22 protein-coding genes are annotated in these 24,922 nt (G+C 31.4%); 11 read left to right on the forward strand and 11 right to left on the reverse strand.

Features of this window, described 5'->3' with window-relative positions:
- Positions 1-11: 11 nt before the first annotated feature.
- Entirely contained in the window at positions 12-1,082 is a 1,071-nt protein-coding gene (locus tag GKZ86_RS03030; protein WP_154781629.1) for a fatty acid desaturase, read from the reverse strand.
- 105 nt (positions 1,083-1,187) lie between these two features.
- Between GKZ86_RS03030 and GKZ86_RS03035 the strand changes: the two genes are divergently transcribed.
- The 3 genes from GKZ86_RS03035 (at position 1,188) to rpe (ending at position 4,092) form a co-directional block, all read left to right on the forward strand.
- Positions 1,188-2,150 (forward strand): hypothetical protein, encoded by a 963-nt coding sequence (locus tag GKZ86_RS03035; RefSeq protein WP_154781630.1) that lies wholly within the window; start codon positions 1,188-1,190, stop codon positions 2,148-2,150.
- Positions 2,151-2,232: 82 nt separating this feature from the next.
- On the forward strand, positions 2,233-3,096 hold the full coding sequence (locus GKZ86_RS03040; RefSeq protein ID WP_007804760.1) for an RNA polymerase sigma factor RpoD/SigA: 864 nt from the start codon (positions 2,233-2,235) through the stop codon (positions 3,094-3,096).
- 333 nt (positions 3,097-3,429) lie between these two features.
- Complete coding sequence (rpe, locus tag GKZ86_RS03045) at positions 3,430-4,092, forward strand: ribulose-phosphate 3-epimerase (protein WP_154781631.1); 663 nt, start codon at positions 3,430-3,432, stop codon at positions 4,090-4,092.
- On the opposite strand, the gene GKZ86_RS03050 is transcribed toward rpe, so the two are convergent.
- Complete coding sequence (locus GKZ86_RS03050; protein WP_370456748.1) at positions 4,069-4,878, reverse strand: DNA/RNA non-specific endonuclease; 810 nt, start codon at positions 4,876-4,878, stop codon at positions 4,069-4,071. The genes rpe and GKZ86_RS03050 overlap by 24 nt on opposite strands.
- A gap of 85 nt (positions 4,879-4,963) precedes the next feature.
- The gene (locus tag GKZ86_RS03055; protein ID WP_154781632.1) at positions 4,964-7,147 is read right to left on the reverse strand and encodes a carboxy terminal-processing peptidase; all 2,184 of its coding nucleotides are present in this window, start codon (positions 7,145-7,147) and stop codon (positions 4,964-4,966) included.
- Between the two features lie 216 nt (positions 7,148-7,363).
- Here GKZ86_RS03055 and surE point away from each other — a divergent pair, with 216 nt between their 5' ends.
- The 6 genes from surE to GKZ86_RS25415 all read left to right on the forward strand — a co-directional run bounded on the left by surE (position 7,364) and on the right by GKZ86_RS25415 (position 12,174).
- Complete coding sequence (gene surE, locus GKZ86_RS03060; RefSeq protein WP_154781633.1) at positions 7,364-8,143, forward strand: 5'/3'-nucleotidase SurE; 780 nt, start codon at positions 7,364-7,366, stop codon at positions 8,141-8,143.
- On the forward strand, positions 8,136-8,408 hold the full coding sequence (locus GKZ86_RS03065; RefSeq protein ID WP_154781634.1) for a hypothetical protein: 273 nt from the start codon (positions 8,136-8,138) through the stop codon (positions 8,406-8,408). The genes surE and GKZ86_RS03065 overlap by 8 nt, the downstream gene beginning before the upstream one ends.
- A 68-nt stretch (positions 8,409-8,476) precedes the next feature.
- The gene (lpxB, locus tag GKZ86_RS03070; RefSeq protein WP_154781635.1) at positions 8,477-9,592 is read left to right on the forward strand and encodes a lipid-A-disaccharide synthase; all 1,116 of its coding nucleotides are present in this window, start codon (positions 8,477-8,479) and stop codon (positions 9,590-9,592) included.
- A gap of 9 nt (positions 9,593-9,601) precedes the next feature.
- The gene (locus tag GKZ86_RS03075; RefSeq protein ID WP_154781636.1) at positions 9,602-10,090 is read left to right on the forward strand and encodes a C40 family peptidase; all 489 of its coding nucleotides are present in this window, start codon (positions 9,602-9,604) and stop codon (positions 10,088-10,090) included.
- Between the two features lie 45 nt (positions 10,091-10,135).
- On the forward strand, positions 10,136-11,395 hold the full coding sequence (locus GKZ86_RS25410; RefSeq protein ID WP_228526513.1) for a ComEC/Rec2 family competence protein: 1,260 nt from the start codon (positions 10,136-10,138) through the stop codon (positions 11,393-11,395).
- A gap of 269 nt (positions 11,396-11,664) precedes the next feature.
- Positions 11,665-12,174, forward strand: a complete 510-nt coding sequence (locus GKZ86_RS25415) for a hypothetical protein (RefSeq protein ID WP_228526514.1) — start codon at positions 11,665-11,667, stop codon at positions 12,172-12,174.
- A gap of 10 nt (positions 12,175-12,184) precedes the next feature.
- Here GKZ86_RS25415 and GKZ86_RS03085 read toward each other — a convergent pair whose 3' ends face one another.
- The 6 genes from GKZ86_RS03085 to GKZ86_RS03110 all read right to left on the reverse strand — a co-directional run bounded on the left by GKZ86_RS03085 (position 12,185) and on the right by GKZ86_RS03110 (position 19,480).
- Complete coding sequence (locus tag GKZ86_RS03085) at positions 12,185-12,634, reverse strand: thioredoxin family protein (RefSeq protein WP_154781637.1); 450 nt, start codon at positions 12,632-12,634, stop codon at positions 12,185-12,187.
- A 272-nt stretch (positions 12,635-12,906) separates the two neighbouring features.
- Positions 12,907-13,365 (reverse strand): thioredoxin family protein, encoded by a 459-nt coding sequence (locus GKZ86_RS03090; protein WP_154781638.1) that lies wholly within the window; start codon positions 13,363-13,365, stop codon positions 12,907-12,909.
- Between the two features lie 224 nt (positions 13,366-13,589).
- Positions 13,590-14,057 (reverse strand): thioredoxin family protein, encoded by a 468-nt coding sequence (locus tag GKZ86_RS03095; protein ID WP_154781639.1) that lies wholly within the window; start codon positions 14,055-14,057, stop codon positions 13,590-13,592.
- A 52-nt stretch (positions 14,058-14,109) separates the two neighbouring features.
- Positions 14,110-15,594, reverse strand: coding sequence for a peptide MFS transporter (locus tag GKZ86_RS03100; protein WP_154781640.1), 1,485 nt, complete (start codon positions 15,592-15,594; stop codon positions 14,110-14,112).
- 1 nt (position 15,595) lies between these two features.
- A complete protein-coding gene (locus GKZ86_RS03105) occupies positions 15,596-17,272 on the reverse strand; it encodes a peptide MFS transporter (RefSeq protein WP_154781641.1) in 1,677 nt (558 codons plus the stop codon).
- Positions 17,273-17,308: 36 nt separating this feature from the next.
- The gene (locus GKZ86_RS03110; protein ID WP_154781642.1) at positions 17,309-19,480 is read right to left on the reverse strand and encodes a S9 family peptidase; all 2,172 of its coding nucleotides are present in this window, start codon (positions 19,478-19,480) and stop codon (positions 17,309-17,311) included.
- Between the two features lie 181 nt (positions 19,481-19,661).
- Between GKZ86_RS03110 and GKZ86_RS03115 the strand changes: the two genes are divergently transcribed.
- Positions 19,662-20,975, forward strand: coding sequence for a hydroxymethylglutaryl-CoA reductase, degradative (locus GKZ86_RS03115; protein ID WP_154781643.1), 1,314 nt, complete (start codon positions 19,662-19,664; stop codon positions 20,973-20,975).
- 18 nt (positions 20,976-20,993) lie between these two features.
- Positions 20,994-21,908, forward strand: coding sequence for a GYDIA family GHMP kinase (locus GKZ86_RS03120; protein ID WP_154781644.1), 915 nt, complete (start codon positions 20,994-20,996; stop codon positions 21,906-21,908).
- Between the two features lie 14 nt (positions 21,909-21,922).
- On the opposite strand, the gene GKZ86_RS03125 is transcribed toward GKZ86_RS03120, so the two are convergent.
- Together GKZ86_RS03125 and GKZ86_RS03130 are read right to left on the reverse strand one after the other, a co-directional pair.
- Complete coding sequence (locus GKZ86_RS03125; RefSeq protein ID WP_154781645.1) at positions 21,923-22,360, reverse strand: hypothetical protein; 438 nt, start codon at positions 22,358-22,360, stop codon at positions 21,923-21,925.
- 401 nt (positions 22,361-22,761) lie between these two features.
- Complete coding sequence (locus GKZ86_RS03130; RefSeq protein ID WP_154781646.1) at positions 22,762-24,861, reverse strand: peptidylprolyl isomerase; 2,100 nt, start codon at positions 24,859-24,861, stop codon at positions 22,762-22,764.
- Positions 24,862-24,922: the final 61 nt, after the last annotated feature.

Raw genomic sequence — 24,922 nt, forward strand, 5'->3', positions numbered from 1 at the left:
ATTCATCATAATTAAGCTCTACCCATTTTATGAAGATGTTTAAAATGAGAAAACATCATTTCAAATAGTGTTTTATGATGATAAGGCTGCTTATACTCTTTTGTAGTTTCTTCAATTATTGCATTTATCTCGCTATAATTAGTATGGCAGATATTAGGAAAAAGATGATGAGCTGCATGACAATTTGAGCCACCACTTAAAAATCTTGCCCAACCTTTATTTGCATCCCAATCACAGCTCGTATGAAGTTGATGAACGGCCCAAGTATGTTCAAGAAACTCTCCTTCTGGTTGAGGATAATCTGCACCATCAAAAAAATGCGTACCAACAAGCATAATAATAAATACCATAGATGTAAAAGCGCTGGCAGTAAGATAAGTTACAACTATAAAACTCCACGAAAAGTTAGCATACCATAATGGAAGAACGAGAACTAAAGAAAAATAAAATATTTTATAAAGTATAAACCTGATATACAAATCAATTTTAGAAACTCCTCTTTTCATCCAATTATATTCGTTTGAAAATAAATAAACCCAATCACTCATAAAAACAGAATGCAACAAAGTGAACATATAAACAAATGGCGCATAATAAGCCTGATATCTATGCTTTGGTTTCCATGGATGAGTTGGACTCAATCTTAAAAAAGGATTTTTATCTATATCAATATCACTTCCTTCTACATTTGCATATAAATGATGCGATCGAATATGTCTTAATCCCCAGAGTAACGGATCGATTCCTACAGTAAGAAAACTAAAAAAATGCAAAATCGAATTTGCCTTTTTACTTTTGAATGCAGTGTTATGAGATGCATCATGGCCAAAACTAAAGCCTATTAACAATCCCGATAACTGAAAAATTACATATAAGACCCAAAAATTTATTTTGCTTATAGAATCCAAAAATAGCATCCCGTAAGACAGATAGCAGATTAGTGTCCAAAATATACCTTTGAACCAAAATTTCGTATCTCCATAAGAAACTGTTTTAGTCTTAAGTTTTTCATTTACTCTTTGTTTTAAAGTAGAAAAAAATAGTTTTTCCTCTTCAGATTTATTGAAATATTTAGCTTTCATATTTGTTCTCTTTTTAAAATTACAGAACAAACCTATTGCAATTATCACATGTAAAATTGCTAAAATCAATAAACATATTTATTATATTTGTGATTATCGCAAATTATGAAATATCAAGAATTATTTTTGAAGGCAATTAGAAGCAAAATTTCAAAGTCAGCTTCTTTAATTGATGAAATAGCAACTGTTCTGGAAATTAGCTATGATGCTTCGCATCGAAGAATATCCGGAAAAAGTAAGTTTTCTATAGACGAAACAATTAGATTGGCTAATCATTTCAGTATCTCTTTAGATAACTTATTCATGAAAGAAGAAAAAGTTATTGTCGAAAAAACAATAGAAATCGAAACATTGAAAGACATGTTACAATACTTCAAAACATCGGCAGAACAAATTCAGATACTGACCAAGAGTCCAGACACCGTGCTCTATTATTCTGCAAAAGATATTCCGTTATTTTATTTTATGGATGGAACTATTTTATCAAAATTTAAAGCTTTTGTATGGATAAATCTTTTAAATACAAACCAGAAGAAGGTTGCTTTTGAAAATTTTATTATTGATGAATCTTTTACAGAATACATGGAGAAACTAAAAAATGTATATGAAAATGTAACTGTCAATGAAATCTGGAATGACACAACCATCAATAGTAGCTTACAACAAATATTATATTTTCACGAAGCCGGATTATTAAATCTTAAAAACGCCAATGCATTGTGTAAAGATTTAAAGAGAATAATAAATTTAATTCAGGAAAAATCTAATCAGCCACAAAACAAGTTTACAATTTATTATAATGAGCTTATTTTATTAAATAATAATATGCTGATTGAAACCGGAGAAAAATTAATGATGTTTGTTCCTTATACTCTTTTGGGCTATTTTATTACTGATAATGAAGATAGTTGCAAAAATGTGCATCAGTTTTTTAAACAGCAAATTATCAACTCAAAACCTTTAAATCAGTCTGGAATTAAGGAGCAAAACATGTTTTTTAATAGAGCTATTCGAAAAATAGACTATTATATGGACAAAATAAATACACAAGTAGATTTACTTTTTTAAAAAAAAATCATTTTGTTGTAACTTTTTCGTAACTCTTTACGTATAACCATTTGTACACTTTAAAAAATAAGGAGACAATACAATGAGACAACTTAAAATCACCAAGCAGGTAACTAATCGTGAAACTGCATCGTTAGATAAATATCTACAAGAAATCGGAAAAGTTGACCTAATTACCGCTGATGAAGAGGTAGAATTAGCACAAAGAATAAAGGCTGGTGATCAAAGAGCTTTAGAAAAACTTACAAAAGCCAACCTACGTTTCGTAGTATCGGTTGCTAAACAATATCAAAACCAAGGTTTAACACTTCCTGATTTAATTAACGAAGGAAACTTAGGTTTAATTAAAGCGGCTCAACGTTTTGACGAAACTCGTGGTTTCAAATTTATCTCTTACGCAGTTTGGTGGATTCGTCAATCGATTCTACAAGCTTTGGCAGAACAATCACGTATCGTTCGTTTACCATTAAACAAAATTGGTTCTATCAATAAAATCAACAAAATGTACGCATTATTAGAGCAATCTAACGAGCGCCCACCTTCTGCTGAAGAAATTGCAAAAGAACTTGACATGACTGTAAATGACGTAAAAGAGTCTATGAAAAACTCTGGTCGTCACTTATCTATGGATGCACCTCTTGTTGAGGGTGAAGATTCTAACCTTTATGACGTTTTACGTTCTGGAGAATCTCCAAACCCGGACAGAGAGTTAATTCACGAATCATTACGTACTGAAATTGAGCGTTCATTAGAAACATTAACTCCTAGAGAAGCTGATGTTGTTCGTTTATATTTTGGTCTTGGAGATCAACACCCAATGACTTTAGAAGAAATTGGAGAAACTTTCGACTTAACTCGTGAGCGTGTTCGTCAGATTAAAGAAAAAGCAATCCGCAGATTAAAACATACTTCAAGAAGTAAAATTCTTAAAACTTATTTAGGCTAATTTAGTCTTAAAGTTAGAAAGTTCATAAAGTCCAAAAGTCTCTTTTAACTTTAAGACATTTGACTTTCGGCTAAACAGTAAACAACAGTTTGATTGACTGTTCGTTTTTTGATTGATGATTGAAACTCCGGCTGATTACCGGAGTTTTTTATTTTCTTTTTCAAGCATTAAGATATTAAGAGTCATTGAAGAAAACATCTTTAATTATCTAAAAAACAAGCCAATTAAGCATTCAAAGCTTAATTTTCTTAATACTTAATGGTTCGAAAAAATTTCATTTTAAGCAAACTAAAATCTACCTTTGCAAAAAAACAACACACATAACTACACACAATGAAGAATACACTTATTGCTCCTTCTGTTCTTGCAGCTGATTTTGCCAATTTACAACGTGACATCGAAATGATCAATAACAGTCAGGCTGATTGGTTTCATATTGATATTATGGATGGAGTTTTTGTTCCCAATATTTCTTTTGGAATGCCAGTTCTTGAAGCTATTTCAAGACATGCAAAAAAAACAATCGATGTACATTTAATGATCGTTGATCCGGACAAATACATTAAAACTTTTGCTGATTTAGGAGCAAATATTTTAAGCGTACATTATGAAGCTTGTACACACTTGCACAGAACTTTACAAGCCATTAAAGCGGAAGGAATGAAAGCTGGAGTTGCCATTAATCCACATACTAATATCGATTTATTAGAAGATGTAATTAATGATATTGACTTAGTTTGTATTATGAGTGTAAATCCTGGTTTTGGAGGACAATCATTTATAGAGAATACTTACGATAAAGTTAAAAAACTAAAAGCTTTAATAACACGCAAAAACGCTTCGACAATTATTGAAATTGATGGCGGTGTAACCAACAAAAATGCAAAACAACTAGTAGAAGCCGGTGCAGATGTTTTAGTAGCAGGAAGCTTTGTATTTAAAGCCGAAAACCCAACACAAACTATCGCTGACTTAAAAGTCCTTACTACTTTTTAAGTTTTTCAAATTCGGAAAGAAATCAATTCCGGTCATTTTTTCTAAAGTTTCAATAGGAACAACGAAGTCATAAAGTGACTTATCGCTATCTTCATTCGGAATTAAAAAAGCGATTGCTTTATGTTCTTTACCTGATTTAGCTAAAATGATTTTATAAAAATATTTAGGAACAGATACTTTTTCTGTTCCTATTTTTTTATCCGAGTCTTTCAAAATTCCTCCCGTTACAACATACACATCATTGTACTTTTCTGCCCAATAACGGGTTTTCTGCTCCAATCTATTCCAGATTCCACTATTAAAATCATGTTTTTGAGGAGAAATATTCGATGTGTAAAAAGTGTCATTATAAGCATCTTTATCAAACTCCATATCTCCGGCTGGGCAAAGATGGCCTTTATCATAACCTGATTTTTTATAATTTCTCCAATCAGCAGAACCTGTGGTTACTTTTGGATCTTCAATAAAATATGGCCTTTTAAAATCGTTGTTTTTTAAATATTCTTTCTTTAACTCATACGCAACCCATTCCGCCTGCTCGAATTTCTCGTTGTATGATAATGTGTAATACTTGTGTTTTACAATTTGATTTGTTGTCGATGTAGGCAAATAAGTAACATTATATCCTGAATCTGTATTGTTTTGATTGTATACAAAACCAGATGACGCATCTTTTACAGAATCATCTTTTACAATCTCTTCCTTATCCTCTTCCTTATTTTTTATTTCATTTTTACAAGAAAACAATGCCAAACCAATCAAACTAAATACAAAACTCTTCATCATATTATTTTAACTTAAATTCATAAAAAAACGCTCCGTAAATATAAACTTTCGGAGCGTTCAAATAACAAATTAATTTTCTGAGAAATTAAGATTTTACTAATTTATCTTTTTTCATTTTTGTTGGAGCACCTTTAACAGCGCTGCTTCCAGATTGCAAATCATCTAAAACATTCAATGCTTCTTCAACATATACATCTTTAGATAATGCCTGGTGCCAAGCTTCTCTTTTTTCTTTTAAAGTAGCATCATTTTTAATTTCAAGTTCTTCGTAAGGCAAAGATTTAAAAACCAAATTATTTTTATAATCTGAAATTGGTTTGTATTTTTTACCTTCATTTTCAACCTGCTCCTGAGTAGCTTTAAAACTATTGATATTTAAGCTATAAGTATTCTCTTTATTCTTAACATCAATCCATTTTGCGTTGTCTTCAATTAATTTAAATTGAGCACTTTGGGCAATTCTTGTTGTACTATTTGCAATTGCCTGATTGAATTTTTGATTTCCTGACCAAGTATTATAATCTGCCTGATCGATTTTATCCCAAGGCATTGCATTATCAATATCACGTTCTCCCATTTTTAAATAAGCATAACGATCCGGCATAACAACATCACTATGAACTCCTTCTAATTGAGTTGAACCTCCATTGATTCTGTAAAACTTTTGACCTGTAATTTTCAAAGCTCCTAAATCACCATAATTCGTATTACGAACAAATTGATTTAAATCAAGAACATTTTGAACAGTTCCTTTTCCATAAGTTTGTTTACTACCAATGATAATACCACGTTTGTAATCCTGGATTGCAGCAGCCAAAATCTCTGAAGCCGAAGCTGAGAAACTGTTTACCATAATCACTAATGGTCCGTCCCACTCTATTTTTTTATCTTTATCGTATAAAACTTCTTTCTTTTTTCCTGCAGATTTTACCTGAACAATTGGTCCTTCTTCGATAAATAAACCGGCAATATCAACAACTGTAGATAAAGATCCACCACCATCATCACGAACATCAAGTACGATTCCGTTAATATCTTCTTTTTTCAATCTCTCTACTTCAAGAGCGATATCTTTTCCGGCATCACGACCGTCTTTATTTTCAAAATCGATATAAAATTTAGGCAAATAAATTACTCCGTATTTTAAACCATTCTTTTCTACAATACTAGATTTAGCATACGTTTCTTCAATTTCAACAACGTCTCTTATTATTGAAATAACTTTAATACTTCCGTCAACTTTTTTAACGGTAAGTTTTACTTCAGTTCCTTTATGACCTTTAATTTTTTTCACAACATCATCCAAACGCATACCTACAACATCTACAGGCTCTTCGTTTCCTTGTGCTACTTTCAAAATTAAGTCTCCGGCTTCTAATTGTTTTCCTTTCCAAGCTGGTCCGCCAGAAATTAATTCATCAATTTGAGTAAAATCATTTTTCTTGGTCAATCTCGCTCCAATACCTTCTAGTTTACCACTGATATTTACATCAAAACGATCTTTTTCCTCTGGAGCAAAATAGCTTGTATGAGGATCAAAACGTGTCATGATAGAGTTTACATATACAGAAAACCAATCTTCTTTATTTAAATCTTTAATAAGACTGAAATTATCATCTAAAGATTTTAATGAACTTTCGCGTGTTTCTTTTTCTAAAGTTTCAAACGATTTTACTTTATAAGCAGGATCTGTTTTCTTTTTATCTTCTTCTAATTTTTGTTTTGTTACCAAAGATGAAAGAGTAGATAATTTAATTTGTTTTCTCCATCTTTCATTAATTTCGGTTAGATTTTTCGCATAAGGAATCGCCTCATAATCTGCATTAAAAGTCTCATCAACAGTATAATTGAAAGGTTGTGCTAAAATAGTTTTATAGCGTTTTTTACTTTCTTCCATACGTTTCATCAATCTTGTATAAGTAAGATTGAAAAAGGTAAGATCTTTATTCAAAAACTGATCATCTAACTGCAATTCATATTGCTTAAATTCATCAATATCTGATTGTAAAAAGAACCTTTTTGAAGGATCAAGTGCATCGATATAATCTTTAAAAATTCCTTTCGAAAACTCATCATTTATTTCAGCAGGACTATAGTGTCCTTTTTCAATAACAAATGCAAGTAATTCTAAAAGTGTTTTATCTCTATTTGGGTCCGGATCCTCTGATTTATCAGCGTTTATTTTAAAAGCAAACAACGTCAAAGACAAGCATAATACGGCTATAAGTATTTTATAATTTCTTTTCATAAATTTAATAATAGCATTCATCAATTTTTTAATCTAAGTTACGGTAAAAACTATGCCACTAAAGCCAAGTTCACTATAATTTTTTGTTAAAGATATAAAAATGTTTGAAGTACCAAAGACAACTTAAGTTAAGTTGACAAATTTTATTTTATTTGTTACTATTCTACCAAAATCTGTCAGTACATTTGTCTTTTTAAGGCTGCAAAAACAGTCCTGAAATGTTACTATTTTTAAATTATGGAAAAAGAAAAACCTCTTATATTAGTCACCAATGACGATGGTATTCTGGCACCCGGAATCAGGGCTTTGATAAGTGTTATGGAAACTATTGGCGATGTGATTGTTGTAGCGCCAGACAAACCTCAAAGCGCCATGGGACACGCTATTACCATCAATAATACTTTATATCTTGATAAAATTTCGAAAGAAGAGGATATTATTGCAGAATACAGCTGCTCCGGAACTCCTGTTGATTGTGTAAAACTGGCAGTAAATGAAATTTTAAAAAGAAAACCGGATTTGTGTGTTTCCGGTATTAATCACGGATCCAATTCTTCTATAAATGTAATTTATTCAGGTACAATGAGTGCTGCTGTAGAAGCTGGAATTGAAGGAATTCCTGCCATTGGTTTTTCGTTATTGGATTTTGACTGGAATGCGGATTTTGAACCTGTAAAATCTTTCATTAAAAAAATTACATTGGAAACACTTGAAAATAAATTACCTAAAGGTGTCGTTTTAAATGTCAATTTTCCGAAGTTAAAAGAAAATGAAATTAAAGGAATAAAAATTTGTCGTCAGGCAAAAGCATATTATGCCCAGAAATTTGACAAACGACAAACTCCTTTTGGCAAAGATTATTACTGGCTTACCGGAAAATTTGTAAACGAAGATCAGGGCGAAGATACTGACGAATGGGCTTTAGAAAATGGTTATATTTCTGTAGTTCCCGTACAATTTGATTTAACTGCTCATCATACTATGCAACAACTTAATACTTGGAAATTAAATGAATAAAAAAGATTTAATCATTGGTTTTATCATCGGGATTTTTACTTCGATGTTAGGAAGTTATTTATTCATTACTCTTTTTACACCTTTTGACGTTTCAACAGGACTTCAAACGATTAGACAATATGGTTATTTAGGAAAAGTGATTACTTTAGGTACTGTTTTAGATTTGGTTGTTTTTACAATTCTTTTAAAAATAGATAAAGAACTTATGGCGAGAGGCGTTATTTTGGCTGTGATCATTTTGGCGATTTCGACTTTGTTTATTTAAATCTTATCTTTGCATTGCAAAAAAAATGTTGTGTTTAAAAATTAAAACGCACTTTCAAAAAAATCTATATGAAATATTACATTATAGCTGGCGAAGCTTCTGGCGATTTACATGGTTCAAATTTAATGAAGGCATTGTATCAAGAAGATCCTCAAGCCGAAATTAGATTTTGGGGCGGCGACTTAATGCAAAAAACCGGAGGGACTTTAGTAAAACACTATCGCGAATTGGCTTTTATGGGTTTTGTTGAAGTTATTTTTAATCTAAAAACCATTTTAAGCAATATCACTTTTTGCAAAAAAGATATTAGCGAATTCAAACCGGATGTTTTGATTTTTATCGATTATCCTGGTTTTAATATGCGTATTGCAAAATGGGCCAAAGCTTTAAATTATAAAACCCATTATTATATTTCGCCTCAAATTTGGGCGTGGAAAGAAAACAGAATAAAAGCCATTAAACAGGATATTGACAGAATGTTTGTGATTTTGCCTTTTGAAAAAAGTTTTTACGAAGACAAACATCATTTTCCGGTAGATTTTGTTGGACATCCTTTAATCGATGCCATTCAAAATCAGCCTTCATTTGATGAAAGTACTTTTAGAAAAGAAAATCAGTTGGGCGAAAAACCAATTATTGCTGTTTTACCGGGAAGCCGCAAGCAGGAAATCACCAAAATGCTTATTGTAATGCTTAGTGTTGTAGATGATTTTCAGGATTACGAATTTGTAATTGCTGGTGCTCCAAGTCAGGATTTTGAGTTTTACCAACAATTTATAAGTAATAAAAACATCAAATTTGTTTCGAACAAAACTTACGATTTACTTCGTTCGTCAAAAGCTGCCTTGGTTACATCCGGAACGGCAACTTTAGAAACAGCTCTTTTTAAAGTTCCCGAAGTTGTTTGTTATAAAGGAAGTTGGGCTTCATATCAAATTGCAAAACGTATTATTACTTTAAAATACATTTCTCTTGTCAATTTAATTATGGATCAGGAAGTTGTAACTGAATTAATTCAGGATGACTGTAACACGAAACGTATTAAAGAAGAATTACAAAAATTACTGGAATCTGATTACCGTGAAAAGCTGTTGAAAAATTATGACATTTTAGAACAGAAATTAGGCGGAGTTGGTGCTAGTAAAAAAACAGCAAAACTTATTGTTGCTGACTTAAAATCATAATTTTTTGTTTTGAAAAAAATACTCCTTTTATTGCTTGTTGTTGTGATTTTTACTTCTTGTAAATCAAGCTCAGTTGCAGTAAACAAAAGTGAATCTAAACGAGAAAATAAATATGTTGTTAAGAACTTAATTGAAAAAGCAACAGATAATATTGGCGTGCGCTACAAAGCCGGAGGAACAACAAAAAGTGGTTTTGATTGCTCTGGTTTGGTTTTCACTACTTTTGAATCTGAAAATATAAAATTGCCGCGAAGTTCATACGAGCAATCTAAAATCGGAAAAATAATTAGATTTGAAGATGCTGAAAAAGGTGATTTAATTTTCTTTAAAACCAACAAAAGCAAGCAGATTAATCACGTTGGTTTGATTACAGAAGTAAATTCAAATGAAATAAAATTTGTTCATTCATCAACTTCAAAAGGTGTTATCATTTCATCTACTAAAGAATCTTATTATCAAAATTCTTTCGCACAGATCAACAGAGTTATCGATAATTAATAATTAAATATTATTTTTCTTACAAATTTTTAATACTTTTAGATCATGAAAGTATTAGATTTCCCTTTGATTAAAATTACGATTGGCTTTATTTTAGGTGTTTTAGTTTGCTATTATTATAAACCAACAATACCGATTACTGCAATTGTATTGATTTTCAATTTAATACTTCTTCTGATCTTATATTTCTCTTCTAAGAAAAATAAAAATTTGAATCTATTTTTCGGAATAAGTACTTATTGCACTTCTTTTTGCATCGGAATAATTAGCTTGTTAGTGAATACCGATTCTCTTCAAAAAGCTAATTATTTATATTTTAAAAAAACATTTGAGAAACCACATACCATTACTTGTACACTGCGCGAAAAAATAAAAGGCAATGATTATAGTGATCGGTTTATTGCCGTTATAAATAGCATTGATAATAAGAGTTATAGCGGAAAAATCATTGTAAACGTACAGAAAGAGAAATCGGCAAACCTACTTATAACAGGAAATGTAATTCGGGCAAAAACAGTTTTGCAAGCCAATAGTTCTGCCAAAAACCCGTATCAGTTTGATTACGGTAAATATTTGTCTAACAAACAAATATATGCACAAATTTACATTTCACAATCTGAGATTACAGTCAATAAAAAAATCAAAAAAGACATCTGGTTTTATGCTTCACGCTTAAATACCAGAATAGTTAAGAATCTTGAAAAAGCTAATTTTAATAAAGCCGAAATGAATGTTGCAATGGCATTAATTTTAGGACAGCAACAAGATATTTCGGCAGATATTATTCAGGATTACCAATATTCCGGAGCAACGCATGTTCTATCTGTTTCAGGATTACATGTTGGTTTCATTATGCTATTTATCCTTTTTATTTTGAAACCAATTCCGAATACGCGAAAAGGTTCGTTTATAAAATTAATGGCAATTTTAATTTCTTTGGGATTATTTGCAATCGTATCAGGACTTTCTCCTCCGGTTTTACGTTCGGTTGTTATGTTTTCATTTATCGCTATAGGAAATCATTTGCGCAGAAGCACAAATACGTATCACACTTTATTAGTTTCTGTTTTATTGATATTACTTTTTGAACCTTATTTTTTATTCGATGTCGGATTTCAGTTGAGTTATATAGCGCTGTTTTCTATCGTTTGGCTTCAACCCTTATTAAAAAATATAAGTCATCCAAAAAATAAGATTGTAAATTATCTATGGGAAGCCCTGACCGTTTCGTTTGCAGCACAAATAGGTACTTTCCCTATTTGTTTGTATTATTTCCATCAGTTTTTCCAGGGCTTTTCTTTGTAACCAATATTCTAATTTTGCCTGTTTTATCTTTTATAATGATAGCCGGAATTATTGTTATGGTTATTTCTGTATTTCATAGTTGTCCCGTATTTATAGTTATAATTTTTGAAAAGAGTATTTATCTTTTAAATCTCATCATACATTATGTGGCTTCATTCGAGTCATTTGTAATTCGGGATATCAGTTTCAATTTTTATTATTTAATAACTTTTTATCTATTGACTATCACGTCTATAATTTGGCTTAAAAAACCTAATTATACCAAATTGGTGGTATTCTTATTAACTATAATTCTTGTACAACTTTCGTTTATTTATACTAAAAAGGAAATTGAAAACCAGCAAGAATTAATTGTTTTTAACGCCAGAAAAAAAACAATTATTACTACGAGATACGGAAAAAACATTTCACTTTTTACAAATGACAGTCTCTTAAAAAATGAACCAAAAAACAGTATTCTTGATGCTTATTTAGTGGGGAATTTTGGAAATTTAAAAGAAATTAATCCAATTAAAAACACGTTGTTTTTTAATAATAAAAAAATTCTCCTGATAGACAGTGGCGGTGTTTATGAAAACAAAATTAAACCGGATATTATTATACTTACTCAGTCTCCAAAAATAAACTTAAACCGTTTATTAGAAGAAGTACGACCAAAAGTTGTTGTCGCAGATGCAACAAATTCATATTCTTTTCAAAAGTATTGGGAAGCAAGTTGTTTGCAAAAAAATATCCCTTTTCATTCGACTCGTGAAAAGGGATATTATAAAATAAATTGAGGAATTGAAATTATTCGGGATTTAAAATTAAATCAGATTCATATATCCATGCTTGTACATTTCCGGACTTATAGCCCAGTTTTCCCAATAAACCAAAATTGGTTTTTCCTTTTCTAATAGAGGCTGTGGCGAAACAAACCTGAGGCAATTGATCGATTCCAAAGGCATCTTTTAAAGAGAGATTTTGGTCTCTAACGCTATCAGAAACTGAAGTATCAGACAAGTCCAGTTTTACTAATACAACATTTTTAGCCGACCACGATTGAAAATCAGAAGTTTTAAATATTTCATTCTGAATTTTATCTGATGTCTCTTTAGTTGTAAAAAAGATCAATAACGGTTTTCTCTGTTCATTACTAAGTGCTATTGCAGTACTCACGTCTGTATTCCACGTTAGGTTTTGGGATTCTACCAGTAATGAACCTAAAAAAAATAGTAGGATAAGTAGTTTTTTGGTCATAATAATAAGATTTGGTTAAATATTTTGAACCAATTTAACATAATAACACTAAAAAACAAGCGTGATCGAGTTAAAAAAATAAACAAAACCCAATAAAAGCAGATTTGATATTTAAAATAAAAAAAAATGTGATAATGAAAATTAATACTACGTTTAAATAGCAAAACGATTGATACTTAACATTTAATAATTTCAAAAAAATATCCCTTTTCATACAGTTACTGAAAAGGGATTCTACAAATTAAACTAAGAAACTTAATTTAAATTTTTAGTTATTCGCTATCTACCGGATGTAGAATCGCATTTGATTCATTAATCCAGGATTTTGCACCTCCAGGCTTGTAGGCAAGTTTGCCCAAAGCGCTAAAAGTTGTCTTGTTTTTTTTAACAGATGCATTGGCAAAACAAACTTCAGGCAGCTCAACAACGCCAAAAGCATCTTTAAGCCTTACATTTTGATCTTTATCACTGTCAGAGGCATTAATGTCAGACAAATCAAGTTTAACGAGAATTACATTGTCACGCGACCAAACAGCAAAATCTGGTGTTTTAAAAATTTCATTTTGAAGATTTTCCGGTACACCTGCAGAGGTGAATAAAATCAACATCGGTTTTCTTTGTTCGTTACTTATTGCGATAGCATCAGTCATATTTGTTCTCCAAACTAGATTTTGAGCATGCAACAGGTATGAACCAAAAAAAACAAGTAGGATAAGTAGTTTTTTAGTCATATTAATTTGGTTGGGTTAGATTAGCACGACTAAATTAACATAATATTTTAGTTTTACAAGTTTTATTAATATAAAAAATAAATTATATGTTTTTTTAATACCAATAAAATATCAAAATAATAATTACCAAAAACATAATTGAAAAATTTTTCTTACTAAACAAAAAAACTCCTTACATTGCTGTAAGGAGTTTTAGATATATTTAATGAAAAATGTCTTTTTATTTAAGACTTTTTAGGATGTACAATTCCTTCAGCTACTGCTAACCAAGCAGATGGCCCACCGGCAACATATCCTGTTTGCCCAAGCCCTTTAAAGTTGATTTTTCCATCTTTAGATTCTGCACTCGTAAAAAATACAGTTGGAAAACCCTGAATTCCAAAAGCCTGTTGCAATTCATTGTTTTGGCTTTTTATTTCCGGAGTTTGCGGGGTTCTTCTAGGATAATCTAATTCTACTAAAATAACATTATCAGTTGCCCATTTTTGAAATTCAGTCGTTTTTAGAACTTCATTTTGCAAACGAATACACCATCCGCACCAATCGCTTCCTGTAAAAAACATCAGCATTGGTTTATTTTCTTTATTACTTACAGTAATAGCTTCTTTTACATCAGTATACCATTTTAATTCCTGTGCTTGAGAAGCAAAGGCGCCAACTATAAACAAGGCTATTAAAAATATTTTTTTCATGGTCGTTTTAATTTTTTACAAAGCTAAACAAAATTTAAATTGCAAAATGCGTCTACTTTACTTCTTGCATTAATTTTTTTATCAAAGGCGTTGCTATAATCAAAACAACACCTGCAATTAAAGAATATAGTGCTAATTGATAATATCCGCCAGTGTAAGCAATAAGTTTAGACATTAGTGTTGTACCTGTATTCGCATTCGACATTTCTGAACCAAGTTTTCCAGCTGCAAATTGTCCAAAAGCGCTTGATAAAAACCAAAGCCCCATCATCATACCAAATAATCTTTTTGGAGCTAATTTAGTAATTACAGACATTCCAATTGGTCCAATACATAATTCACCAAGTGTATACAGTAAATAACCCAAAGCAAATACATTTAGAGAACTTAGTCCTTTTTCATCAACAAAAAATCTGGCACTATAAAAAATAAAGAAACCGGCTGCTAATAATATAAAGGAGAATCCGAATTTAATAACGGTATTAGGCTCAATTTTTCTTTTAAAAAGATAAATCCATAATATCCCAACTAAAGGACTAAAAATAATAACATATAATGAGTTTATACTATTATTAACCACGTTTGGATCTATATGAAAAAACAACAATTTATTTGTTAAGTTATCTTTTGCAAATAATGATAACGAACCTCCTGATTGCTCAGAGATTGCCATAAACATGAAATATCCAAAAATAAAAACGAAAGCTGCCAAAAGTTTGTATTGCTGGCTTCTATCTTTTATTCTCAATAATTCAAACAAGAAATATCCTAATGCCGCAATACCAATTGCATACATAAAATACTCTGTAAAATCAGAATTGATAACCATGATATAAACCAATGGAATCACTAAAAAGGATCCTACATACACCGCTATTTCATAAACGTTACGTTTTTTTGGTGTATGATTTTCTAAAGGAGAATTTCCTATTGGTGCTAAATGTTTTTTCGTTAAAAGAAAAGTAACAACTCCAATAATCATAACGATCGCTGCAGAAAGAAAACATAAGCTCCAGGAATAATTTTTTCCTAAATAAATAGGAATAGCGCCTCCCAGCATTCCCCCTATATTAATTCCGGCATAAAATAATCCGTAACCAGCATCACGTCGCCCGTCTTTTTCATGATATAATTCACCAACCATTGAAGAAACGTTAGGCTTAAAAAAACCGGTTCCGATAATAGAAAGTGTTATTCCGTAATAAAAGAAATCATGCGGATTTGCAGCAATAAGTAAATTACCCAAAATCATTACGATTCCTCCAAAAAGAAGTGACTTTTTAAATCCTAAAATTTTATCGGCAAAAATTCCTCCAATAAAAGTAAAAGCATAAACGAAAGCCTGAATGGCTCCGTATTGAAGATTCGCTTTTCCTTCAAGCAAACCTAATTGGTCTACCATAAAAAAAGCTAAAACACCTCTCATTCCGTAGAAGCAAAAACGCTCCCACATTTCAACTAAAAATAAATACCACAATTGTTTTGGATATTTACCCTTAAAATTTTGAATTTCCTCTAAAGCTATATTGTTTTCCATATTATCTAACACCGTGCATCATTTTTTTCAAGAACGGAGTCAAAGCAAATAATACTATTGCCGCGATACCTGTAAGAACAACAAAGACCATAAAAAACTCATATAAATTATGAATTTCGAATCCGGCAAAAAAGTGATTGTGTGCACTGATCTGATGTTTCTCTAAAAGAGATAGTTGCTCTGCTGTTGGTGTTATTTTGTTATCTAAAACCGCCTGAAGATCAATTCCTAATTCTTTTGCTTTTACGAATTTATCACCAGTAGCAGGCAAGATAGAACCTAAAGTTCCTCCTAAAGCATAACCAGATGCATTCGACAAGAAAAATACTCCGTATAATAATGATGCAAAACGTTTTGGTGATAATTTACCAACCAATGATAAACCAATTGGAGACAAACATAACTCAGCACAAGTATTTAAGAAATATAATAAAATAAGCCATTTTACCAATAACAATCCAGATGTTCCGATATAAGAAACCTGAGTGGCGATCATAAAGAAACTCACACAGATTATTACTAAACCGGCAGCTAATTTTACCGGAGAAATTGGTTCTTTATCTTTTGCTCTTAGAGTATCCCAAAGTATACTAAAAGGCACTGCCATTACAACCACAAAAAGTCCGTTAAAAATTTGAACCATCGATGGTGGCATTAAGTACCCAAAGAAGTGTCTGTCTGTTTGGTTATCTGCAATAAACGTTAATGAAGAACCTGCTTGTTCAAAAGCGGCCCAAAAGAAAATAATAAAGAACGAAACGATATAAATTACAATAATTCTGTCTCTTTCGATTTTTGTCAAAGAAGTATCAGAAATAATTAATCCGGCCAAGGCCAAACCACTAGAATAAATCAAAGTATAAATTAAATTCTGGCCTACTACATAATGAAAAAAGAATCCTAATGCAACGAATGCAATACCGGCAACAATTAATGCTTTATTAGAGAAATTAGCTTTTTGCGATTCTCCTTCTTCAAAATCTGCTGCAACATTTTTAGAAGGTAAACCTCCTAATGGTCTTCCTTCCGGAGAAACCACATATTTATTTTTTAAGAAATAGAAAAGAACAGTCCCGATAAGCATTGCACCAGAAGCAGCCATAAAACCCCATCTAAAAGCGTGAATATCTCTAATTCCTCCTGAATCTTTAACATCTCCCAACAAAGGACAAATAGACTGGCCTAAGAATGCACCAATATTAATTCCCATGTAAAAGATAGTAAAAGCAGTATCCAATTTTGTTTTTTCCTGTTTTGGGTACAAACTTCCAACCATACTTGAGATGTTTGGTTTAAAAAATCCGTTACCAAAAACAATAACTCCTAATCCGCAATACATAATCGCTTTGGCCAAAGCCAGATTAGACTCAAAAATACTACCACTGGTAAATAACAACATTTGCCCAATAGCCATTAGCAATCCGCCTAATAAAATACAATTTCTATTACCTAAAAAACGATCGGCAATAAATCCACCCAACATCGGTGTTAAATAACAAAGCCCAAGAAAACCTCCGTAAATTAACGAAGCTTCTTCTTCCTTCATCAATAATGAGTTTACAAGAAATAAAGTCAATAAAGCCCGCATTCCATAAAAATTGAACCTCTCCCACATCTCCGTTCCAAACAAAACCCACAGTCCTTTTGGGTGCGCCGTTTTCACTTGAGTTTCTTCCATATTATTCACTATTTATTTAAGGTTGATAAAGTTATATTATAAATTTTCTTTTATAAAATTAGTCATTTTATTGTAGAGCTGAATTCTCGTTTTTCCACCATAAATACCGTGGTTTTTATCAGGATATATCTGAGAATCAAACTGTTTGTTTGCCTGAATTAATGCTTCCATCATTTGCATTGAATTTTGCACATGAACGTTGTCATCACCAGATCCGTGAATCAATAAAAATTTACCTTTCAATTTATCAACGTGATTTATTGGAGAGTTTTGGTCATATCCGCTTGCATTTTCTTGTGGAGTCTGCATGTATCTTTCTGTGTAAACACTGTCATAAAATCTCCAGTTTGTTACCGGAGCAACAGCAATTGCCATTTTGAATACATCGTTTCCTTGAAAAATACAGTTTGACGCCATAAAACCACCATAACTCCATCCGAAGATTCCAATTCTTGAAGCATCAACATAAGGATAAGCTCCTATTACTTTTGCTGCATCAATTTGATCTTCAACTTCGTATTTTCCTAATTCTTTTTGAGTTACTTTTTTGAAATCACCACCTTTATAACCTGTTCCTCTACCATCAACACAAGCTACAATATAACCTTGTTGTGTAAGCGAAAGAAACCAATAATCGTCTGCATTATTCCAATCGTTATTTACTTGTTGAGATCCCGGACCAGAATATTGGTACATGAAAACAGGATATTTTTTTGAAGGATCAAAATCTTTTGGTTTCAAAATCCACGCATTCAATTCGTTTCCTTTTGCAGTTTTTAGAACAAAAAATTCTTTTGCAGGAAGATTATACGCTTTCAATTTATCAGCAAGAACCTGATTGTTTTCGATAACCTGAATTTCTTTTCCAGTTTTAGCCTCATTTAAAGTATACGTTGTAGGCACTAAATTACTAGAGAATGTTGTAATGAAATATTGGAAATTTGGACTGAAAGTTGCTGCGCTTGTTCCAACTTTTGTAGTTAAACGAACTTTATTTTTTCCGTCTAAAGCAATGCGGTAAATATCTCTATTGATTGAACCATTTTCTGTAGATTGGTAGAAAATAGTTTTTGTTTTTTCGTCGAAACCGTAGTAAGATACTACTTCCCAGTTTCCTTTTGTAACCTGATTTTTAAGTTTTCCTGTTTTATCATATACATAAATATGATTAAAACCGTCTTTTTCGCTTGTCCAGATAAAACTGTTATCTTTTAAGAATGTCAAATTATCTGTAACATCAACATAAGCTTTGTCTTTTTCATTCAAAACTACTTTTGCTGTAGCCGTTGTACCGTCGATAAATAATAAATCTAAGTTATCCTGGTGACGGTTTAGAACCTGAGCAGACAATGTGTTATTATCATTTGTCCACTGCATTCTTGCAATATAAAAATCATTATAGTTTCCTAGATCAACTTTTTTAGCAGCATTTCCTGCAACATCATAAACGTGTAATGAAACTACTGAATTTTTTTCTCCGGCTTTTGGATATTTGAACGTTTCAATTGTTGGATATAAATCTTTCTTGAAAATTGACATTGAAAATTCCGGAACGGCACTTTCGTCAAAACGAATATAAGCTAGTTTTTTACTGTCTTTACTCCAGTCAAAAGCCCGGACAAAAGCAAACTCTTCTTCATAAACCCAATCCGTAATACCATTTATTATGGCATTTTTCTTTCCGTCAGTAGTAACTGCTGTTGATTTTTTTGAAGCTACATCGTAAACATATAAATTGTTTTCTTTTGCATAAGCAATTTTAGTTCCGTCAGGAGAAAAAGTCGGCTCCTGAACCTGAAAGTCAAAAAGCTTCGTTAACGTTTTAGATGTAATATCATACAAAAAATAATCTGCAGTAAAAGAGTGGCGGAAAATTTGGTTTGAATTACAAGCAATTAAAATCTTTTTTTCGGAAGCATCAAAAGTATAACTATCGATTCCGTCTGCAAGTGCTGCGTGATTTTTTGTATCTATTAAATTTGATACTTTTTTCAGTGTTGCAAAGTCATATAAATCTATTTGCATGCTTCTGTTAGCCTGATCAACATTCAGAACCGTATATTGATCTGTGTTTTTTAGCGATTGCAATTCATCCATTCCTTTAGCACGAAATGCTCCACTATAAATATTTTCGACTGTAATTTTTTGTTGCCCAAAAACGGTTGCAACTAAAAACAAAAATATAACAGTAAGTTTACTTGTATTCATTTGAATTAATTTAAATATAAAAAGAGCCCAATTTTAGTGAAAAAAATAAACATAATACACATTTTAAGTGTTAAATGTTAAAAAAAATAACGATTGCGTACTTTTCATTTTTTAAATAGTTTACCAACAAAACCCTTAAATTGGTATATTTGCCGCAACATTACTATTTAAAATACTGAAAATGAACAACGCTGTTGCCGGATTTTCTAAATTATCCAAAAAGGAAAAAATAAACTGGATCGCTAACGAATATTTTTCAACGCCTGACGAAGCGCTTAATATAATAAGAAATTACTGGAATTCAGACGAGAAGCTTCAACAACTGCATGATGATTTCATAGAAAATACAATTACCAATTTATATATTCCTTTAGGAGTTGCGCCTAATTTTTTAATCAACGGAAGTTATAAAACGATCCCAATGGCCATTGAGGAAAGTTCTGTTGTTGCAGCTGCTTCAAAATCTGCAAAATACTGGGCAACACGCGGCGGATTTAAAGCTACTGTTATTGATACAGAAAAAATTGGCCAGGTACATTTTACTTTTAATGGAGATACAGCAAAACTGCAATCTTTCTTCGAAAATATAAAATCTAAATTTTTCTCCGACACGCAAAGCATCACCAAAAACATGCAGCAACGTGGCGGAGGAATTTTAGATATTAAACTTAAAGACAAAAGAAGTTTACTTGAAAATTATTTCCAGCTTCATGCTACTTTTGAAACTAAAGATAGTATGGGAGCAAATTTCATCAATTCTTGTCTGGAGCAATTTGCCACGACTTTAAAAGAAGAATTTCAAAATTCTGATTTATTTTCTGAAGATGAAACGCTGAAAGTAATTATGAGTATTTTGTCTAATTATGTTCCGAATTGTATTGTAAGAGCAGAAGTTTCCTGCCCAATTGAAGATTTAACTGAAAAACATATTTCAAATCCACAGGATTTTGCCGAACGTTTTGTGCAAGCTGTTCAGATTGCCGAAGTTGAACCTTTTAGAGCCGTAACGCATAATAAAGGTATAATGAATGGCGTTGACGGAGTTATTCTGGCAACAGGAAATGATTTTAGAGCAATTGAAGCAGGTGTACACGCTTACGCTTCACGAAATGGTCAATACTCAAGTTTATCGCACGCTAAAATCGAAAACGGAATATTTACTTTTTGGCTGGAAATCCCGTTGGCTTTAGGAACCGTTGGCGGATTGACTTCTTTACATCCTTTGGTAAAATTATGTTTAGAGATTCTGGAAAAACCATCTGCTGCTGAATTAATGCAAATTGTTGCCGTTGCAGGACTAGCGCAAAATTTTGCTGCTTTGCGTTCGTTAACCACAACCGGAATTCAGGAAGGTCACATGAAAATGCATTTAAATAATATCATAAATCAGTTTGAAGCTAATGAAGGTGAACGTCATTTAATTAAGGCTCATTTCAAGAAAAATGCTATTTCACATAGTGCCGTAGTTGAGTTTATTGAAAATTTAAGAAAGTAATTGAAGAGCTAAATAAGAATGAAAACAACCTTTTACAGTAACGGAAAACTCTTAATTACAGGTGAATATTTAGTTTTAGATGGTGCAAAAGCTTTTGCTTTACCAACAAAATTTGGTCAAAACCTAATTGTAGAAAATGGCTCGAATCAGGAAATTCAATGGAAGAGCTATAATTATGATAATCAAGTTTGGTTTGATGACACTATTCTCTTTTCTGAAATTGTAAACAATGTGCAAGATAAGATTGAAACTGTAAAAACAACTTTGATCAACATTTTGCACGAAGCTTATCTTTTAAATCCGACTTTCATAAAAGACGGTGAAGGATATAAAATTAGTACACATCTTACTTTTCCAAAAAACTGGGGTTTAGGGACTTCATCTACATTATTAAATAACATAGCGCAATGGACTAAAATAGATGCCTTTATACTGCTTAAAAACAGTTTTGGAGGTAGTGGTTACGATATTGCGTGTGCGCAAAATGACACTGCAATTACTTATCGTCTGGAACAGGGCTTGCCGATAGTTGAGACTGTTGATTTTAATCCGGATTTTACACAAAATATTTATTTTGTTTACCTTAATAAAAAACAAAATAGTAAAGCTGCTATAAATGCTTATTATAATAACAAAAATGAACATTTAGCCAAAAATATTTCTGACAACAATAAAATTACTGAAGCAGTTTTAAATGCTAAAACTTTAAAAGAATTTGCTTTCGATCTTCAAAAACACGAAATTCAGTTGAGCAATATTTTGGAAATTCAAACGATTAAAGAAATTGCTTTTCCTGATTTTAATGGCGTAATAAAAAGCCTTGGTGCATGGGGCGGAGATTTTGTAATGGTAATTTCAAAAGATGATCCGACAGCTTATTTTGTTTCAAGAGGTTATGAAACTATTCTTTCGTATGAGGAAATGATTTTATAAAACAAAAAACTGAATTAGTAATTATTTACTTTTTTATTGTTTTGTTTTGTTTCAAGACGTCGAACTTTTTCATTTTCCTGCTCATTCGATTCTATTAGTGTATTGTGTAATCGCTCTGCCATTTTTTCTATACTATTTGTTATAGAATCATATACGAGTTCCATTCTGCGATGTTTTTCTTCTTTTACTGCTTTCAAAACATCTTCAACAAAAAATTTATCGTACTTTTCAGCAACAGAATCACGAGTATTAGTAAGTCTGATAACATAATCGTTACTCAATATAGTAACTTTAAAATGTTGCTCCTCATTACTCAAATAATATTTGCCACCCAATTCATCAACGTTGATGTCAGTGCTGCTTACTTTTAAAAGTTCAGTAATTATCCCAAAAATATGATTTTCAATTTTGGTATATACTTTCGCTTTTCTTCTAAACAAAAACTTAAACATTAAATTCCTGATTATTAAAGTTATCGATCATCGGTATCCTACAATAGTGGTTAAATTTGTTTTCAAAAAACTGAACAAATAAACTGTAATAATTTGAATATCACAAATATTTTAGATTATATTTCTATTATTCCTATATGTCTAAAGAAAAATAGAGCGAATTTTATTATGAAATTACCGTGAATTTACTTAACAAATAGAAAAAGAAAAAACAATTATTTCAAATAAAACAATTGCTAATAATTCAGTTCTTGTTCAGAATTATATACGAGTTATTCTTTATTATAGTTTTAAATTTTGATAAAAAATTACGTTGAAACTTAAATTCATAAAAAAAACCGAAACATTCAAATGAACGTTTCGGTTTTTTTTATTTTGTATTACTAAATTACTAAAAAAGACTAGTAATTAAATTGCAATCTGTTATCTTCAATTTTAGCATTGTTTTTCAACGCTGGTAAAATTCTGCTTGCATCAGATGCACTTTGTGTTTTTAATTTAGCAACATATTCAGCGTGATTTGCAATTGCCGGAGCTTTTACAGTACTAATGTTTTTAACAACATATACACCTGTATTTCCTTCAATTGGAGCAGAAACTTTATTTGCTGCTAATGCATATGCATTACCTACAACTTTAGGCTCTTGACCAACTCCACCAGGTAAAACCGGATTATCTAAAGTTACATTTGTAGCTTGTTGAACTGCAACACCTGCGCTTTTAGCAATAGCTTCAAGGCTTGAACCTGTCATTTTAGCTTTTAGCATTTCAGCTTTTTTCTGGTTTTTCAAGATTGGCTCAACATAAGGTCTTGCTACTGTAACAGATACTAAACCTGATTTGTTTTCGCTTTTGTATTGCGCAATTACGTGCCCAATATTAGCTAATTCAAAACGTTTTACATCTCCTGCATTAGTTTCTTTATCAAATGCCCATCTTACAATGTTACGTTGGTTTCCTAAAGGACCAAATGCTTCATCCATTGCTTTTGCAGTAATTGGCGCAGCAACTTTTAAACCTAATTCTTTTGCTGTAGCAGCAAAATCTTTATCAGCAGCTTCCATTTCGAATTTGGTTGCCAATGTAAATACTTTATCAGAAGTCGCTTCAGATGGCTCAATTTTTTGAGCAATTGTAGCTAAACGAATACCGTCTTGTTTATCTGTAATTTTGATAATGTGAAATCCAAAAGGAGTTTCAACTAAACCAACTTTTCCAATTCCGTTATTGAATACAAAATCATTGAATGGTTTTACCATTTGGCCTTGACCAAAATATCCTAAATCACCAGCTTGTTGTGCAGATGAGTCATCAGAGCTTGTAAAAGCCAACATCATAAAACTATCTGGATTTGCCTGAACCTGAGCTAAAATTTCTTCTGCTTTGGCTTTAGCTTCTTCTTTAGTTCTTTTTTCTTTAGCATTTGGAGTTTGAGATCCTTCGTAACCAATTAAGATATGACTTGCTTTTGCGTTAACTCCAGCTTTAAATCCTAAAGATTTAGAAATAGCATAGTATCTTCCGTAAACGTATGGTCCGTAAATTGCTCCTGCAGGTAAACTAAATAATTTATCTGCATCAACTGCAGGCAAATTGTTTTTAGGTACGTATGTAGAATCGTAAGGAACATCAGAATTTGAGTTTACAAATTCAGCAATGTTAGTTGCGTTTCTAAATCCTGGCAAAGTATCGTTTTTACCTGTTTTTGCGTTATATTCTACTCTTCCGTTTAAAAGAGCAGTGATTTTTGCTTTAATATCAGCTTCGTCTTCTTTTGAAGCTTTGTCTTCAACTAAAACATATTGAATTTCACGAGTTGCATCCGCTTTGAATTTTTTCTCGTTTTTCTTCATATAAGCTACAATTTCATCATCAGAAATTTTTACATCGCTGTCTTTAATTGAAGAATATAATGCAGCAGCATAAGCAAAGTTTACTTTGTTAGCTTCCATTTCATATTTCATTTTTCCTTCACTAGCAGTAGTGTAAAGACCTGATTTTACTAATGTATTGTAGATTTGAAATTTTGCGTTTAATTCAGCATCTTTTTCTTTTGCAGAAATGTATTGTGCTGCTTCTGGGTTTGTTTTAAAGTATTCTTTAAATTTTGCTACGTCAAAAGCGCCAGCAGCATTTAAGAACATTGGATTTTTACCAATATTCGGATCTGTTTTTAAAACTTCCAAAAGGTGTTTTTCACCAACTCTCAATCCTAATTTGTCAAACTGAGATGACAATAAAGCGATTGAAACCTCTTGATCCCAAACTCTGTTTGCAGCTTCAGTGGAAGAAATTCCTTGACCACTTTTTTCAACATTACTAACTTTAACTCTAAAGTCTTCAAATGAAATATCTTTTCCATCGATGCTTCCTACATCTTTTGAACTTTGACCGAAGCTTCCTCTTGTGAATAGATCTTGTATTATAAATGCAAATAATGCAAGTGCAATAACTCCTATCAATAAAGCGGAACGCTGTCTAATTTTTGCTAAAACTGCCATTTTTATTATCGTTAATTTTATATTCAGTTTGCGAAAATACAATTATCTAGCTAATAACAAT

Source organism: Flavobacterium sp. LC2016-13, assembly GCF_009707955.1.
Lineage (GTDB): Bacteria > Bacteroidota > Bacteroidia > Flavobacteriales > Flavobacteriaceae > Flavobacterium.

What these genes read in the sequence shown, in the direction of transcription:
- GKZ86_RS03030 (WP_154781629.1), bottom strand. Translation starts at nt 1,082, where the DNA reads ATGAAAGCTAAATATTTCAATAAATCTGAAGAGGAAAAACTATTTTTT.
- GKZ86_RS03035 (WP_154781630.1), top strand. Translation starts at nt 1,188, where the DNA reads ATGAAATATCAAGAATTATTTTTGAAGGCAATTAGAAGCAAAATTTCA.
- GKZ86_RS03040 (WP_007804760.1), top strand. Translation starts at nt 2,233, where the DNA reads ATGAGACAACTTAAAATCACCAAGCAGGTAACTAATCGTGAAACTGCA.
- rpe (WP_154781631.1), top strand. Translation starts at nt 3,430, where the DNA reads ATGAAGAATACACTTATTGCTCCTTCTGTTCTTGCAGCTGATTTTGCC.
- GKZ86_RS03050 (WP_370456748.1), bottom strand. Translation starts at nt 4,878, where the DNA reads ATGATGAAGAGTTTTGTATTTAGTTTGATTGGTTTGGCATTGTTTTCT.
- GKZ86_RS03055 (WP_154781632.1), bottom strand. Translation starts at nt 7,147, where the DNA reads ATGAATGCTATTATTAAATTTATGAAAAGAAATTATAAAATACTTATA.
- surE (WP_154781633.1), top strand. Translation starts at nt 7,364, where the DNA reads ATGGAAAAAGAAAAACCTCTTATATTAGTCACCAATGACGATGGTATT.
- GKZ86_RS03065 (WP_154781634.1), top strand. Translation starts at nt 8,136, where the DNA reads ATGAATAAAAAAGATTTAATCATTGGTTTTATCATCGGGATTTTTACT.
- lpxB (WP_154781635.1), top strand. Translation starts at nt 8,477, where the DNA reads ATGAAATATTACATTATAGCTGGCGAAGCTTCTGGCGATTTACATGGT.
- GKZ86_RS25410 (WP_228526513.1), top strand. Translation starts at nt 10,136, where the DNA reads ATGAAAGTATTAGATTTCCCTTTGATTAAAATTACGATTGGCTTTATT.
- GKZ86_RS03085 (WP_154781637.1), bottom strand. Translation starts at nt 12,634, where the DNA reads ATGACCAAAAAACTACTTATCCTACTATTTTTTTTAGGTTCATTACTG.
- GKZ86_RS03090 (WP_154781638.1), bottom strand. Translation starts at nt 13,365, where the DNA reads ATGACTAAAAAACTACTTATCCTACTTGTTTTTTTTGGTTCATACCTG.
- GKZ86_RS03095 (WP_154781639.1), bottom strand. Translation starts at nt 14,057, where the DNA reads ATGAAAAAAATATTTTTAATAGCCTTGTTTATAGTTGGCGCCTTTGCT.
- GKZ86_RS03100 (WP_154781640.1), bottom strand. Translation starts at nt 15,594, where the DNA reads ATGGAAAACAATATAGCTTTAGAGGAAATTCAAAATTTTAAGGGTAAA.
- GKZ86_RS03105 (WP_154781641.1), bottom strand. Translation starts at nt 17,272, where the DNA reads ATGGAAGAAACTCAAGTGAAAACGGCGCACCCAAAAGGACTGTGGGTT.
- GKZ86_RS03110 (WP_154781642.1), bottom strand. Translation starts at nt 19,480, where the DNA reads ATGAATACAAGTAAACTTACTGTTATATTTTTGTTTTTAGTTGCAACC.
- GKZ86_RS03115 (WP_154781643.1), top strand. Translation starts at nt 19,662, where the DNA reads ATGAACAACGCTGTTGCCGGATTTTCTAAATTATCCAAAAAGGAAAAA.
- GKZ86_RS03120 (WP_154781644.1), top strand. Translation starts at nt 20,994, where the DNA reads ATGAAAACAACCTTTTACAGTAACGGAAAACTCTTAATTACAGGTGAA.
- GKZ86_RS03125 (WP_154781645.1), bottom strand. Translation starts at nt 22,360, where the DNA reads ATGTTTAAGTTTTTGTTTAGAAGAAAAGCGAAAGTATATACCAAAATT.
- GKZ86_RS03130 (WP_154781646.1), bottom strand. Translation starts at nt 24,861, where the DNA reads ATGGCAGTTTTAGCAAAAATTAGACAGCGTTCCGCTTTATTGATAGGA.